General features: G+C 70.8%; 13 protein-coding genes, 1 tRNA gene and 1 other RNA gene. 5 read left to right on the plus strand and 10 right to left on the minus strand.

Annotated features, from left to right (window positions below):
* Window positions 1–9: 9 nt before the first annotated feature.
* Genes EV148_RS16775 through EV148_RS16790 form a run of 4 tightly spaced genes read right to left on the minus strand, consistent with a single transcriptional unit; the run spans window position 10 to window position 5,126 of the window.
* On the minus strand, window positions 10–678 hold the full coding sequence (locus EV148_RS16775; protein WP_132000007.1) for a MotA/TolQ/ExbB proton channel family protein: 669 nt from the start codon (window positions 676–678) through the stop codon (window positions 10–12).
* A gap of 34 nt (window positions 679–712) precedes the next feature.
* Window positions 713–3,097: a DNA internalization-related competence protein ComEC/Rec2 gene (locus tag EV148_RS16780; protein WP_132000008.1), complete on the minus strand. Its 2,385-nt coding sequence runs from the start codon at window positions 3,095–3,097 to the stop codon at window positions 713–715.
* A gap of 60 nt (window positions 3,098–3,157) precedes the next feature.
* A complete protein-coding gene (lolD, locus tag EV148_RS16785) occupies window positions 3,158–3,877 on the minus strand; it encodes a lipoprotein-releasing ABC transporter ATP-binding protein LolD (protein ID WP_132000040.1) in 720 nt (239 codons plus the stop codon).
* Between the two features lie 7 nt (window positions 3,878–3,884).
* Window positions 3,885–5,126 carry a lipoprotein-releasing ABC transporter permease subunit gene (locus EV148_RS16790; RefSeq protein ID WP_132000009.1) on the minus strand — a complete coding sequence of 414 codons (1,242 nt, stop codon included), beginning with the start codon at window positions 5,124–5,126 and terminating at the stop codon, window positions 3,885–3,887.
* 192 nt (window positions 5,127–5,318) lie between these two features.
* On the opposite strand from EV148_RS16790, the gene EV148_RS16795 reads away from it, so the two are divergent.
* The 5 genes from EV148_RS16795 (at window position 5,319) to EV148_RS16815 (ending at window position 10,472) form a co-directional block, all read left to right on the plus strand.
* A complete protein-coding gene (locus EV148_RS16795; RefSeq protein ID WP_132000010.1) occupies window positions 5,319–6,269 on the plus strand; it encodes an AAA family ATPase in 951 nt (316 codons plus the stop codon).
* Window positions 6,270–6,271: 2 nt separating this feature from the next.
* Window positions 6,272–7,255, plus strand: a complete 984-nt coding sequence (locus tag EV148_RS16800) for a DUF58 domain-containing protein (RefSeq protein ID WP_132000011.1) — start codon at window positions 6,272–6,274, stop codon at window positions 7,253–7,255.
* Window positions 7,248–9,236 (plus strand): transglutaminase TgpA family protein, encoded by a 1,989-nt coding sequence (locus tag EV148_RS16805; protein WP_132000012.1) that lies wholly within the window; start codon window positions 7,248–7,250, stop codon window positions 9,234–9,236. Before EV148_RS16800 ends, EV148_RS16805 begins: the two co-directional genes overlap by 8 nt.
* A gap of 39 nt (window positions 9,237–9,275) precedes the next feature.
* A complete protein-coding gene (locus tag EV148_RS16810) occupies window positions 9,276–9,854 on the plus strand; it encodes a Slp family lipoprotein (protein WP_132000013.1) in 579 nt (192 codons plus the stop codon).
* Between the two features lie 72 nt (window positions 9,855–9,926).
* Window positions 9,927–10,472 carry a Slp family lipoprotein gene (locus EV148_RS16815; protein ID WP_132000014.1) on the plus strand — a complete coding sequence of 182 codons (546 nt, stop codon included), beginning with the start codon at window positions 9,927–9,929 and terminating at the stop codon, window positions 10,470–10,472.
* A gap of 6 nt (window positions 10,473–10,478) precedes the next feature.
* Here the strand turns inward: EV148_RS16815 and EV148_RS16820 are convergent, their stop codons facing one another.
* The 6 genes from EV148_RS16820 to EV148_RS16845 form a co-directional block, all read right to left on the minus strand.
* Window positions 10,479–10,823 carry a histidine triad nucleotide-binding protein gene (locus tag EV148_RS16820; RefSeq protein ID WP_132000015.1) on the minus strand — a complete coding sequence of 115 codons (345 nt, stop codon included), beginning with the start codon at window positions 10,821–10,823 and terminating at the stop codon, window positions 10,479–10,481.
* A gap of 145 nt (window positions 10,824–10,968) precedes the next feature.
* On the minus strand, window positions 10,969–11,565 hold the full coding sequence (gene recR / locus EV148_RS16825; RefSeq protein WP_132000016.1) for a recombination mediator RecR: 597 nt from the start codon (window positions 11,563–11,565) through the stop codon (window positions 10,969–10,971).
* Window positions 11,566–11,699: 134 nt separating this feature from the next.
* Window positions 11,700–12,023 carry a YbaB/EbfC family nucleoid-associated protein gene (locus tag EV148_RS16830; protein ID WP_132000017.1) on the minus strand — a complete coding sequence of 108 codons (324 nt, stop codon included), beginning with the start codon at window positions 12,021–12,023 and terminating at the stop codon, window positions 11,700–11,702.
* Window positions 12,024–12,192: 169 nt separating this feature from the next.
* On the minus strand, window positions 12,193–13,848 hold the full coding sequence (dnaX, locus tag EV148_RS16835; RefSeq protein WP_132000018.1) for a DNA polymerase III subunit gamma/tau: 1,656 nt from the start codon (window positions 13,846–13,848) through the stop codon (window positions 12,193–12,195).
* Between the two features lie 156 nt (window positions 13,849–14,004).
* Window positions 14,005–14,101, minus strand: an RNA gene (ffs, locus tag EV148_RS16840) — signal recognition particle sRNA small type.
* Between the two features lie 53 nt (window positions 14,102–14,154).
* Window positions 14,155–14,246: transfer RNA gene (locus tag EV148_RS16845), tRNA-Ser, on the minus strand.
* Window positions 14,247–14,451 lie beyond the last annotated feature (205 nt).

A 14,451-nucleotide genomic window follows, 5' to 3' on the forward strand; every position in this document is an offset into this window, starting at 1 on the left:
TCGGTCGCCTCAGCCCGCGGTGGTCACGGTACGCGCTACGCGCACGGCGCCCGCCGGAGCGGCCGCGGGCGCTTCGACCGTCGCGGTCAGTTCGTCGGTGAGCAGGAACACCTGGCGTTCCATCTCGACCACGAGGCCGGCGACGCGGCTGCGGAAATAGCGGTGGAACGCGTACGCGGGAATCGCCACGCACAGGCCCGCCGCGGTGCAGACGAGCGCCTCGCCGATGCCGCCCGCCATCTTCAGCGGATCGCCGACACCGCTGACCATCACCGCGAAGAACATGCGGATGAGACCGAACACGGTACCGAGCAGGCCGAGCAGCGGCGAGATCAGCGCGATCGTGCCGAGCGTGTTGAGGAAACGTTCGAGCCGGTGCACGACGTGGCGACCGGTATCCTCGACGCGCTCCTTGATCACCTCGCGCGGGCGGTTGCGCACGGTCAGGGCGGCGGCGAGCAGCTCGCCGAGCGGGGAATTGGCGCGCAACGCATTCAGGTGCTCCGGGTCGAGCTTGCGCGTGCGCGCCCATTCGCGCACTTCGCTGCCGAGTCCCGGGGGAACGACGGTCTTGCGGCGCAAGGTCCAGAAGCGTTCGAGGATGATCGCCAGCGCGACCGCGGAACAGATCAGGATCGGCAGCATCGCCCAGCTGCCGGCCATCAGGAGTTCGAACACGTGTGACACCCTTCCGATAACGTTGCTGCCCGCATCATAGCAGCGCCGCCGACGCTGTCTGTGAGGACGTCGACGCGGCGGCGACCGGTGCGGGCGAGCCGCGCATGCCCTCGCGCCAGTAGTGCCATTGCCGCTCGCGCTCGCGCGCGACGATCCGCGGTGGCGCGTCGGCCGGAAACGCGAGATGGACGGCGCCCGCGTCGGCGGTGTTGACGAGCACGGCCCCGATCGCCGCATAGCGCGCGACGACGTCCGGCGCGGGATGGTGGAAGCGGTTGCGCCAGCCGGCCGAGACGACCGCGATGACCGGATGCAACGCCGCGAGCAGGGCCGGGCTGGACGAGCTGCGGCTGCCGTGGTGCGGCACGATGATCGCGAGCGGCGGCCCTGCCCCGGCCGCGCCGGCGACGTCGCCCTCGACGCGACGGCTGATGTCGCCGGGCAGCAGCAGGCGACCTGCGCGTCCTTCGACGAGCAAGACGCAGGAACGATCGTTGCCGCGAACGTCCGCGGCCGCCTCGGCCGGGCCGAGCATGGCGAAGCGCACGCCGTCCCATTCCCACGCCTCGCCCGCACGGCAGGCGTCGGCGCCGATCGCGAGCCGCCCGGGTTCCCCGCTCGCGCGCGCGGCAGCAGGGAATGCGCGCGCGACGGTCGCCGCGCCGCCGGCGTGATCGTTGTCGCCGTGGCTGATCACGAAGCGATCGAGCCGATCGACGCCGAGCGCGTGCAGCGCCGGCAGGACCGCAGCATCGCCGAGGTCGAAATCGGACGGATAGCGCGCCCCGGCATCGAACAGCAGCGCGTGTCCGCGCGTGCGCACCAACACCGAAAGCCCCTGGCCGACGTCGATGACCAGCGCCTCGAACGCGCCCGCTCCGGGCGGCGGGCGCGACGGCCAGAGCAGCGGCACGAACAGCAGCAGGCCGAGCAGGCGCGCCGGCGTCGCGCGCGGCAGGAACAGCCACAGCGCGCCGGCGATCGCGAGCGCGGCGGTCCACGGCTCGGACTCGGGCAGCCACCAGTGCGCGCCGGGCCAGTGCGCGGCCTGCTCCAGCAGCCACCACTGCACGTGCGCGACCGCGGCGGCGAGCGCGAGCGGGAGCATGGCCGCGGCGGGCAGGAGCAGCAGCGCGATCACGGCCAGCAGGCACAGCGGCACGATCACGAAACTGATCACCGGCACCGCGACCAGGTTCGACAACGCGCCGACCAGCGACGCCTCGCCGAAGAACGCTATCGACAGGGGCAACAGCGCGACGGTCATGACCAGCTGGCCGAGGCCGAGTTCACGCAGGAAGCGCAGGCGGCCACGTACCGGGCCGAGCGCGAGCATGAGGAACGCCACGCCGACGAACGAGAGCCAGAAGCCGGGTGCCAGCGTCGCCAATGGATCGACGGCGAGGATCGCGAGCAGCGCGAGCGCGAGCGTGTGCGGGCCACCGCCACCGCGTCGGCCGAAGCGCATCGCGGCCACCACCGCGATCATCGCCAGCGTGCGCACGGTCGGCAGGCTGCCGCCCGCGAGCAGGCCGTAAAGCGAGGCCGCCAGCAACGCGGCCGGCGCGCGCACGAGCGGATAAGCCATGCGCAGGCCGAGGCGCGGGCACGCCGCCCACAGCGACCAGGCGAGTGCGACACCGAACAGGCCGGCGACGCCGACGTGGAAACCGGAGATCGCGATCAGGTGCGGGATTCCGTTGGCGCGCGCGACCTCCCAATCGCCCTGCTCGAGGCCGCGCGTATCGCCGATCGCGAACGCGCGCAGCAAGGCCGCATCGTGCGCATCGGTGACGCGCGACGCGATGCCCGCGGCGATCGATTCGCGCAGGCGGTCGATGCACGCGGCACGCGCACCGAGTCGGCGGTCGACCTCCGCCTCGCGCACGTAGCCGACCGCGACGATGCCGCGCTCGAGCGCCTGCCGTTCGGCGTCGAAGCCGCCCGGGTTCACCAGCCCGCGCGGACGCTTGAGCCGCAGCAAAAGCTGCCAGCGGTCGCAGGCGGCAAGCGCCTCCGGCGCGCCGTCGTACCAGGCGACGCGCACGCGACCGCGCAACGGAAGATCGTCGCCGTCGAGGCGGGCCTGCTCGATGCGCAGCACGAACCGGGTCGCGTCGTCGCGCCGCAGCGGCAGGCCATCGACGGTACCGGCGACGAGCACGTCGCGTCCTTCCAGCTCCGACGGCAGGCGCGCGTCGAGGGCGATGCCCGCGTGCCACGCGCACCAGGCGAAGCCGAGCAGCAGCCAGCCGAGAAGGCGCAGGCGGGGCAGCAGGAGGGCGAGCGCCCCGAGACCCGCGAGCGCGAGCACGAGCACGCCCGAAGGCAGCGCCGGCAGCGCATGCACGGCGAGTACGCCGCACAACGCGGCAATGGCCGCGCACACGCCGACGATCGGTCTCCGCGCTTCGAGCATCCTGCCCTCGCCTCGCTCGTTGACGACCGCGCTCCGTCGCGGCCACCCGCCACCGCCGTGCTAGGCGGCGTGCGGGTGCAGCCTGCCGCCGGAGAGTTCGAGCACGCGCCCGGCGCGCGCGGCGAGCTTCGGGTCATGCGTGACGAGCACGAGCGCGGTGCCGATCTCGCGGTTGAGCTCCAGCATGAGGTCGTACACCTGCGCCGCATTGCGCTCGTCGAGATTGCCGGTCGGCTCGTCGCCGAGCACGCAGGCCGGGCGCGTGACCAGTGCGCGCGCGACCGCGCAGCGCTGGCGCTCGCCCCCGGACAGTTCACCCGGCTTGTGCTCGAGCCGCTCGCCGAGGCCCACCCGCTGCAGGAGCGCGATCGCGCGATGGCGGGCTTCATCGATCGCGGTGCCGCGGATCAGCAGCGGCATGCAGACGTTCTCGATCGCGCTGAATTCGGGCAGCAAGTGGTGGAACTGGTAGACGAAGCCGAGCGCGCGGTTGCGCAGCTCGCCGCGCGCGCGATCGGACAGGCGCGACATCACCGTGCCGTCGACGCTCACCTCGCCCGCCGTCGGTGCGTCGAGGCCGCCGAGGATGTGCAGCAGCGTGCTCTTGCCGGTGCCCGAGGCGCCGATGATCGCGACCGTTTCACCGCGTCGCACCGAGAGGTCGACGTCGCGCAGCACGTCGGTGCGCAGCTTGCCTTCCTGGTAGGTCTTGGCGACGCCGGCGGCGGAGAGGACGGTGCCGGGGCCGGGGGCCGAGGGCTGAGGGCTGGAATTTCGCATCATCGGCTCACTCGTAACGCAACGCCGCCGCAGGTTCGGTCTTCGCCGCGCGCCGCGCCGGATAGAGCGTCGCGAACGTGCAGAACAGGAACGCGGTGAGCGTGATCCAGGCCACGTCAGATCCGTGCAGGTCGCTCGGCAGTTCGCTGATGTAGTAGACGTCCGGCGACAGGAACGTCACGTGGAAGGTGCGCTCGACCCAGTGCACGATCGCGCTGAGGTTGAGTGAGAGCAGCACGCCGAACAGCACGCCGAGCGCGATGCCGAGGGTGCCGACCAGCACGCCCTGCACCATGAACGTGCCCATCACCGAAGCCGGGCTCTGGCCGAGCGTGCGCAGGATCGCGATGTCGGCCTGCTTGTCCTGCACGAGCATGACGAGCGTCGACACGAGGTTGAACGCGGCGACCGCGACGATCAGCGAGAGGATCAGGAACATCACCTTCTTCTCCATAGCGATCGCCTTGAAGAAGTTGCTGTGGCCCTGCATCCAGTCGGTCACGCGGTAGAACTGGCCGAGCTGCTGCGACAGCCGGCGGCCGACCGGAAATGCCTGGAACATGTCGTCCAGGCGCAGGCGGATGCCGGTCGGGCCGTCGAGCCGGTACAGCGTCTGCGCATCCTGCAGCGCGACGACGGCGAGGCCGGAGTCGTATTCCTGCATGCCGGCCTCGAACACGCCGACGACGGTGAAGCGCTTCATGCGCGGGATCGCGCCGATCGGCGTCGCGCTGAACTCCGGCGCGAACACGGTGACGAGGTCGCCGACGCCGACACCGAGCGTCATCGCGAGTTCCTTGCCGAGCACGATGCCGAACTTGCCGGGCACGAGCGCGTCGAGCCTGCCGTCGACCATCCGCGCACCGATCTCGGACACGCCCGCCTCGAGCGCCGGGTCGATGCCACGGATGATCGCGCCACTGACGCGCGTGCCCTGCAGCATCGCCTGGCGCTCGACATAGGGTGCAGCACCGAGCACGTGCGGATCTTCGCGCGCCACCTTCAGCGCCTCGGGCCAGTCGCGCACGCTCTCGCCGATGCCCTCGATGGTCGCGTGCGCTACCATGCCGAGGATGCGGTCCTTGAGCTCCTTGTCGAAGCCGTTCATCACCGAGATCACCGTGATCAGCGCGGTGACGCCGACGGCGATACCGAGGATCGACACGAGCGAAATGAACGAGATGAAATGGTTGCGCCGCTTCGCGCGCGTGTAGCGCAGGCCGATGAAGACTTCGAGTGGGCGGAACATCGTGCGGGCGGTCCTCGGGTCGTTCGCCGTACGGCGCACCCGGCGGCGCGCCCATCCTGACGTCGCAGCGACGAATCGCGCCGCGTCGTTGCGTTCGACCGCAACGGCGGTGCAGAGTGCCGCAAGCCCGCCGACGCGGCAAGTCGGCCGACGACGGGGCCGGCGTAGGAATTCCACGCATCACGGAGCCGCATGAACGAAACCACCCATCCGCCGCTGCGCGCCGACCTGCGCGACGCCCTCGCCCGCGCGGTACACCAGGTCAATACCGTCGTGCTCGGCAAGCCGCACGAGGTCCGCCTCGCCTTCGTCTGCCTGCTTGCCGGCGGCCACCTGCTCATCGAGGACCTGCCCGGCATCGGCAAGACCACGCTCGCGCACGCGCTCGCCGCGACGCTCGGGCTCGGCTTCCAGCGCGTGCAGTTCACCTCCGACCTGCTGCCGTCGGACATCATCGGCGTCGGCATCTACGAACGCGAAGCCGGCGTGTTCAAGTTCCACCCGGGACCGCTGTTCACCCAATTGCTGCTGGCCGACGAGATCAACCGCGCGATGCCGAAGACGCAGAGCGCGCTGCTCGAGGCGATGGCCGAGGGCCAGGTCACCGTCGACGGCACGACGCATCGGCTGGCGCCACCGTTCTTCGTCGTCGCGACGCAGAACCCGCTCGACCTCGCCGGCACCTGGCCGCTGCCCGATTCCCAGCTCGACCGCTTCATGCTGCGCATGAGCCTCGGCTATCCCGACCGCGACGCCGAGCGCGCGATGCTCGGCGCGAGCGACCGCCGCGACGTCATCGCCGCGCTCGCGCCCTGCCTCGGGCCCGACCGGATCCTCGAGCTGCGCCAGGCCTGCGCGGCAGTGCTCGCGAGCCCCGCGCTGATCGAGTACGTGCAGGCCCTGCTCGCGGCGAGCCGCGACCATCCGGAAATCCGCGTCGGCCTGTCGCCACGCGCCGGCCTCGCCCTGCTCGCCGCGGCGCGCGCGCATGCGCTGCTCGCCGGTCGCGCGCACTGCGTGCCCGAGGACGTGCAGGCGGTGTTCCCGTTCGTCGCCGGGCATCGCCTCGGCCTCGGCGCGAACGCGCGCATCGACCGCACGCGGCTCGTCGCGCAGTTGCTCGAGGCCACGCCGGTGCGCTGAGCATGGAGAGCACCCTCGCGTCGTGGCGCCTGCGCGCGCTCGCCTTCGCCGAGCGACGCCTGCCCGCGCTGACCCGCCTGCGCCAGCCCGAAGCGCTGCCGATCCACCTCGACCGCCGGCGCATCTACGTGCTGCCGACGGCGTTCGGCCTCGGCCTCGCGGCGCTCCTGTTCGTCATGCTGGTGGGTGCGCTGAACTACGCCAACAATGCGGCGGTGCTCTTCACCTGCCTGTTCGCGAGTACCGCGGGAGCGAGCGTGTTCGCCGGATTCCGCGCGATGAGCGGGCTGCAGCTCGTGCGCGTGCACGCCGGCGAAGCGCATGCGGGCGATGCGCTCGCGCTCGAGCTGCGCTTCGATCCGGGCGCACGCGGGCGTGCCAGCCTGCGCTTGCAGCATGCTGCATTCGAAACCGCGTTCGCACTTTCGGCGAACGAGCCGGCGGACGTCGCGGTACCTTTGGCCACGACGCATCGCGGCTGGATCGGCCCAGGTCGCGTGCGCGTGTGGAGCGACTATCCATTCGGGCTGTTCCGCGTCTGGAGCTGGCTGCACCCCGATGTCGCCTTCCTCGTCTATCCCGCGCTCGAGCGATCGGCGCCACCGCTGCCGGCGGGCGAAGGCCGCATCGGCGAGCAACAGCAGGCCGGGGCCAACGAGGAACACGCGGGGCTGCGCGATTACCGACCGAGCGATCCGCCGCGCCTGATCGCGTGGAAGGCGTCGGTACGCCATGACAGCCTGCTCGTGCGCGACGTCGAGCGCTACTCGGGCGAGGCGCTCACGCTCGACTACGCGGCGCTTCGCGGTCTCGACCGCGAAGCCAGGATCAGCCGCCTCGCCGCGTGGGTGGTCGCCGCGGAGCATGCGCGCCTCGCCTACACGTTGCGCCTGCCGCACGAAACGACCGGCCCCGGCCTCGGTGCCGACCACCTGCGCGCATGCCTGCGTGCACTCGCGCTGATGCCGGCGGACGCGCATGGCTGACCAGCTCGACCGGCAGCAGTTCGAACGCACCGCGATCGCGGTCGCCGCGACGATCGCCACGCACGCGGCGCACCTGCCGCCGTGGCTGACCGCAGGCCTCGCCGCCGCGATCGGCCTGCGCCTGTTCGCGCGCCGACGTGGCAGCGCGACGATCTCGAGCTGGACGCGCGTGCTGCTGACCGCACTGCTGCTCGTCGTCGTCGCCACGCGCTACGGCAACGTGTTCGGCCGCTTGCCCGGCACCGCGCTCGCCTGCGGCCTGCTCGGGCTCAAGCTGTTCGAAACCGAGCGCACCCGCGATGCGCGCGTCGCGCTCTGCTTCTCGGGGTTCGTGTTGATGTCGTCACTGCTGTTCTCGCAGGCGTTGTCGTTCAGCCTGTTCGTCGGCGGCGTGCTCGTGCTGATCCTCGGCGCCCTCGCCACGCTGCAGCCGGCGCCGCTGCCGACGCGACGGCCACTGCGCGCCGACTTGCGCATCGCCGCCACGCTGCTCGCCGCGAGCGTGCCGCTCGGCCTCGCCGCATTCGCCCTGCTGCCGCGCCTGCAGGCTCCGCTGTGGGGCTCCCGCGACGACGGCATCGGCCGGACCGGCCTCAGCGAGACGATGGCGCCCGGCCAGTTCTCGCAGCTGATGCAGGACGACTCGCCGGCGTTCCGCGTGGAATTCGCCTCCGCGAAGCGGCCGCCGAACGCCGCACTGTACTTCCGCACCATCGTGCTCACCGACTTCGACGGCACGACCTGGACGCGACGCTTCGGCAGCGACCGCGGCGTACCGACGCCGGCCGCGCGCGGGCGCACGTTCGATTACACCGTCACGCTGGAAGCGACCGACCGGCGATGGTTGCCGGCGCTGGACCTGCCGCTGTTCGCACCCCCCGGCGCGCGCCTCGACGACGACCAGATGCTGATCGCGGCGAGGCCGGTGAACCAGCCACGCGAATACCAGCTGCGCTCGGACGTCGACACGCATGCGGAGCCGTCGCTCGATCGCCGCGAGCGCCTGCCCATGCTGCGCCTCCCGTCCGGATACGGGCCGCAGGCGCGCGCGCTGGCGCAACGCTGGCGCGAACAGGCGAAGGACGACCAGGGCGTCGTCAGGGCCGCCCTCGCGATGTTCCGCGGCAGCTTCACCTACACGCTGTCGCCGCCGCCGCTCGCGCGCGATTCGGTCGACGACTTCCTGTTCGGTTCGCGGCAGGGCTTCTGCGAGCACTACGCCTCCGCCTTCGTGTTCCTCATGCGCGCGGCCGGGATACCCGCGCGTGTAGTGACCGGTTACCAGGGGGGATGGTGGAGCGGCGACTACCTGCTCGTGCGCCAGTCCGACGCGCACGCATGGGCGGAGATCTGGCGCGACGGATCCGGGTGGCAGCGCGTCGACCCGACCGCCGCGGTGAGTCCCGCCCGCGTCGAACTCGGCGCCCCCGACGCGAACAACGTCCAAGCCTGGTTCGGCGCCGAATGGCTGCGCGAGGTACGCAACCGCTTCGATGCCGTCAATCGCCTGTGGACGCTGTCGGTCGTGCAGTTCGACGCGATGAGCCAGCGCAACCTGCTCTCCAGCCTCGGCATCTCCGCGGCGGCACAAGGCGATCTCCTGCTCATGCTTTCGACCGTGCTCGGCGTCGCGATGCTGTTGGCGGCGGCATGGGCGATGCGCGACACGCGGGCACGCCGCGGCGACGCGCTCGACCACGCCTGGCGGGGGTTCCGCGCGCGCCTGGCCCGGGCGGGCGTCGACGACCGCGCGGCGGAAGGCCCGCTCGACCTGCGCGTGCGCCTGCACGCGACCGCACCGGACATCGCGCGCGCCGTCGATCCGCTCGTCTCCGAATACGTCGCGTTGCGCTACGGTACCGCGCAGCCGGCAGCGTCGCGTATCGCCGATCTCGCCCGCCGCCTGCGCAGCGTGCGGCTGCCACGGGCTCGTCGTGGTGCGTTGCGACGAACCGGCATTCAGGTGCGTCGGGTACCATAGCCTGCATACGGCATGCATCGTCGCCGGTCGAGGTCTCCCATGCGCCACTTCCTCACGATCGCCCTGCTCGCCGCCGGCCTCGCCGCCTGCGCGACCGTGCCTGCGCCGCTGCAGGGCCAGTACGCCGCCGCCACGCCGCGTGATGCGCGCGCCGCCGAGGGACAATCGGTACGCTGGGGTGGCGAAATCATCAAGGTCGAACCGATGCAGGACTCGACCTGTTTCGAGATCCTCGCGCGCGAGCTCGATGCGAGCGCGCGACCGACGCATCGCGACGCGAGCCTCGGCCGGTTCATGGCCTGCCACGAGGGCTTCTACGATCCGGAGGAATTCGATCGCGGCCGCGAAATCACCGTCGTCGGGCGGGTCACCGGCACCGACCACGGCAAGGTCGGGCAATTCGACTACGCCTATCCGCACGTGGATGCGAGCGCGGTCTACCTGTGGCCGAAGCGGCCGCTGTACGTGCGCACGCCGTACTACTACGACCCGTGGCTGTACGGCTACGGCCCGGGCTGGGGGTATTTCGGCCCGGGCTGGGGCTACTGGGGCCCGCCGGTGATCATCCGCGACCGCCGCCCGGATTCCAAGCCGGCGCCGACGCCGCACGGCAAATAGGCACGCAACGCGCAACCATCGCGACAGCATGTGGGCGTAGCATCGCTGCGCCTGTCCGGTGGAGCCACCCGCATGATCCTGCGTTCGCTGCCGTGCGCGATCCTCGCCGCATTCACCCTCGCCGCGTTCACCGTCTCGAACGCCGCCGCGGCTGGCGCGCCCGCATCCGGGGTGTTCTCGTCCCCCGCGGAGGCCGTCGCCGGCAACCATGAGGGCGCGACCGTGCTGTGGGGCGGCCGCATCTTCGAGCGCGGGAGTGATGCGAACGGCGATTGCATCGGCGTGCTCGCGTTCCCGCTCACGCGCCGCGACGGTCGGCCCGATACCCGGCTCGAGCCGGGCCAGATCTTCTACGCGTGCAGCAGCGGCAAGCTCGCGGCGGACCAGTATGCGATCGGTCGCCAGGTCGCCGTGACCGGCACCCTCGAAGCCGTGCGCGAGCGCGTGGTCAGCGACAACTGCCGGACCCTGCCGCCGACGACCGCGTTCGTCACGTGGAAGGCGACCGCGGTCACGCAGACCGCCGAAGGCTGCCTCGCGCGCCTGCCGGTCGTACGCATCAGCGATGGCCGCACCTGGCCCGACCCGCCACGCGCGCACCCGCCGCAGTTCATGTGACGCCGCTCAGCCCGGCGGCCAATGCAGCGCGCGCCCGGCGAGCAGGTGCAGGTGGATGTGGAACACGGTCTGGCCGCCATCGCGATTGCAGTTCATGACCACGCGATAGCCGTCCTGGGCGAACCCTTGCGCCTTGGCCCAGCGCACCGCGGCGACGACGAGCTTGCCGACCAGGGTCGCATCGTCGTCGCCGAGGTCGTTGAGCGTCGCGAACGGCCGCTTCGGAATGAACAGCACGTGCACAGGCGCCTGCGGATTGATGTCGCGGAACGCGAGCACCTCATCGTCCTCGTAGACGATGTCGGCGGGAATCTCGCGGCGGATGATTTTCGCGAACAGGGTGTCGGTCATGGCGTCGGGATGGGTGATTGGTGATTCGGGATTGGTGATCGGGATTCGCCGTGTCGCGAATCGTGCGTCGATTACTGGCGGACCCTACGATACACGCAGCGTTCGTGCTTTCACCAATCACCAATCCCGAATCACCAATCCCCAGTCACAACACCTGCCGCCCGCCGAAGGCATGCGCGAGCGTGCCGCGATCGATGAACTCGAGCTCGCCGCCGAGCGGCACGCCGTGGGCGAGGCGACTTGCGCGCACGCCGGCGGTGCGGGCGAGCTGGGCGAGCATGTGCGCGGTCGCCTCGCCTTCGACGGTGGGATTGGTCGCGACGATGAGCTCCTGCACCTCGCGTTCGGCGAGGCGCTGCGCGAGCAGGTCGAGGCCGAGCTCCTTCGGACCGAGGCCGTCGAGCGGCGAGATGCGGCCGAGCAGCACGAAGTACTGGCCGCGGTAGCCGGTCGCCTGCTCGATCGCGAGCTGGTCGACCGGCGTCTCGACGACGCAGAGCAGGCTGCGGTCACGTGAGGTGCCTGCGCACAGCGCGCACACCGTGTCCTCGCTGAACGTGCGGCAGCGCGTGCAATTGCCGATGCGTTCGACCGCGGCAGCGAGCCGCTCGGCGAGCCGGCGCGCGCCGGTGCGGTCGCGCTCGAGCACGTGGAACGCCATGCGCTGCGCGGTCTTCGCGCCGACGCCGGGCAGGCATCGCAGGGCTTCGACGAGGTCGGCGAGAAGGGGCGAGGAGGACATGCGGTCGAGGGCTGAGGGCCGGGGCTGTGGCTTGGTGGTGGTGGGTGCGCGGACGCGGGCCTGGATTGAATCGGGCCGCCGTCGCGAGAATCAACCGCCTGCGCTGAAGCAGGCTTCCGGCCCTCGCCCTGCCTTCAGAACGGCAACTTGAATCCCGCCGGCAGGTTCATGCCCGAGGCGAGGTTGCCGAGCTTCTGCTGGCTCAGCGCGGCGACCTTGTTGACCGCGTCATTGAACGCGGCGGCGACGAGGTCTTCAGCCATCTCGGGATCGTCCGCGAACAGCTTGCGGTCGATCGAGACCGCGCGCACTTCATGGCGACCGCTCATGCGCACGCTGACGAGACCGCCACCGGACTGGCCGGTGACTTCCGCCTGCGCGAGTTCTTCCTGCGCGCGCTTCATTTCTTCCTGCATGCGCTGCGCCTGTTGCATCAATCCGGCGAGGGGGCCTTTCATGGGTTGGTCGTCCTTTGCGATCCGTCCGGGACTGCGGTGATCTGGGTGGGCTGCGCGTGTGGATACGCCATTTTCTTCGGCCGGTCCACCAGCGGCCATCCATGGCCGCACGTTTCAGATGGAGCGTCCAGCCACGGTGGGCGTCCGTGTCCGCGATTTCGAAGGGGCATCAGCCGTCAGTGGGGCGGATGCTGTCGGGAATCACGCGCGCGCCGAAGGTGTCGATCATCGACTGCACGAACGGGTCGCTCTGCACGGCCTCCTCGGCCGCGGAACGGCGTGCGTGTTCGGCGCGCGTGCGCTGCTCGGCCGGCGTCTGCCCGCCCGTGGATGCGCGTTCGAACCGCACCTTGACGTCGCGCCCGAGCGCGGCGCCGAGGCGCTGTTCGAGCAGGGCGACCATCGCGCCTTCGGCGAGGTGTTCGTACGCGGGGTCCATCGCGAGGCGCACGATGGCGCCTTCGATCGCGACCAGGGTCGCGTTCTGCGCGAGCTGGCCGACCGGCCCACGCAGGCCAGCGCGTTCGATCAGCCCCGGCCAGTCCGACGGCGACGTGGCCGTCGGCGGCGGCGCTTGCAGCGAAGGGGCCTCGGGCATCGCCGTGCGCGACGGTTCCGCGCGCCGCTCGCCCGGCTCGATGCCGCGCGTCGGCTCGCGTGGCGCCGGCGGCGCATCGGCGCGCACCGCCTGCGCCGCGACCGGCGCGCGCGCGGGACTCGACGGCCGTGCCACGGCCGCGCCGTCGGCGCCGGCGGGAACGAACGCGAGCATGCGCAGCAGCGCCATTTCGAATCCGACGCGCGGCGTCGGCGCGAGCGGCAGGTCGCGTCGACCCGTCACCGCCATCTGGTACCACAGCTGCACGTCCTGCGCGGCGAGGCGCGAGGCGAGCGCAGCGAGCCCGGGTTCATCCTCGCCGGCCGCATCCGGCACGAGCTGCAGCAACTGTATGCGATGCAGCAGGCCGGCGAGTTCGTCGAGCACCTGGGCGAAATCGGGCGAGAATTCCGCGATGCGCTCGATTTCGGCGAGCAGCGCCGCACCATCGCCGGCGGCGAGGATCTCCAGCAGCACGCGCACCTTCGCGCGCTCCACCGTGCCGAGCATGGCATGCACTTCGTGTGCATGCAGCGCACCGCCGCCGTGGGCGATCGCCTGGTCGAGCAGCGACAGGCCGTCGCGCAGCGAACCGTCGGCCGCGCGCGCGAGCACGTCGATGCCCTCGTCGTCGAACGCGACCTGCTCGGCACCGAGGATATGACGCATCTGGCCGCCGATCTGTTCCGGCGACAGGCGCTTGAGGTTGAACTTGATGCAGCGTGACAGCACGGTCACGAGCAGTTTCTGCGGGTCGGTCGTCGCGAGCAGGAACTTCACGTGCTGCGGCGGCTCCTCGAGGATCTTCAGCAGCGCATTGAAGGCGGGCTTGGACAGCATGTGCACTTCGTCGATGAGGTACACCTTGTAGCGCCCGCGGGTCGGCGCATACATCGCGTTCTCGATGAGGTCGCGCACGTTGTCGACGCCGGTATTGCTCGCCGCGTCGATCTCGAGCAGGTCGACGAAACGGCCGGCGTCGATCTCGGCGCAGGCCGCGCATTCGCCGCACGGGTTCGACGTCGGCCCCTTCTCGCAGTTCAGCGACTTGGCGAAGATGCGCGCGATCGTCGTCTTGCCGACGCCGCGCGTGCCGGTGAACAGGAACGCGTGATGCAGGCGTCCGCTGTCGAGCGCATGGGTGAGCGCGCGCACGACGTGCTCCTGCCCGACGAGTTCGGAAAAGCGGCGCGGGCGCCATTTGCGCGCGAGGGCTTGATAGGACATCGGATATCCGCTGCTGAGGGCTGCGATTGTAGCAACGCCGATGTTAGCGGACCGTGCGCCCCGCGCGCGCAGACGCGACCGGCGCCTGCGAAGCGGATGAAGTGCAAGTCGGGCCGCCGCCACGGACGGGCGCGAGCTCGACGCAGGAGGTGGCGGCTCCGCCAGCTGCATCCCGGCACCCGAATCACCAACTACGGCTGCTCCCTTCCGGGCCTGACCGGGTTTGCTGGTTATCGTCGCGGGAGAACCGACGGAGCCACCATGAACCGTGCAACGCGACCGCGTCGTCGCGATCGGAAGAAAATCTGGCGGAGAGGGCGGGATTCGAACCCGCGAAACGGTTTGACCCGTTTACACACTTTCCAGGCGTGCTCCTTCAACCACTCGGACACCTCTCCGTAAACTTGCGGGCAGCGGGGCGGGATTGTTCGGCGCTTCCTGCGCCTCACCCCTCGCTGCGCTCGGGGCCAGCCTGCGGCTGTCCCAATTCGTTCCCGACGAATTGGTCGAACCCGCGAAACGGTTTGACCCGTTTACACACTTTCCAGGCGTGCTCCTTCAACCACTCGGACACCTCTCCGTAAACTTGCGGGCAGCGGGGCG

It is taken from the genome of Dokdonella fugitiva, from assembly GCF_004342425.1.
GTDB classification, from domain to species: domain Bacteria; phylum Pseudomonadota; class Gammaproteobacteria; order Xanthomonadales; family Rhodanobacteraceae; genus Dokdonella_A; species Dokdonella_A fugitiva.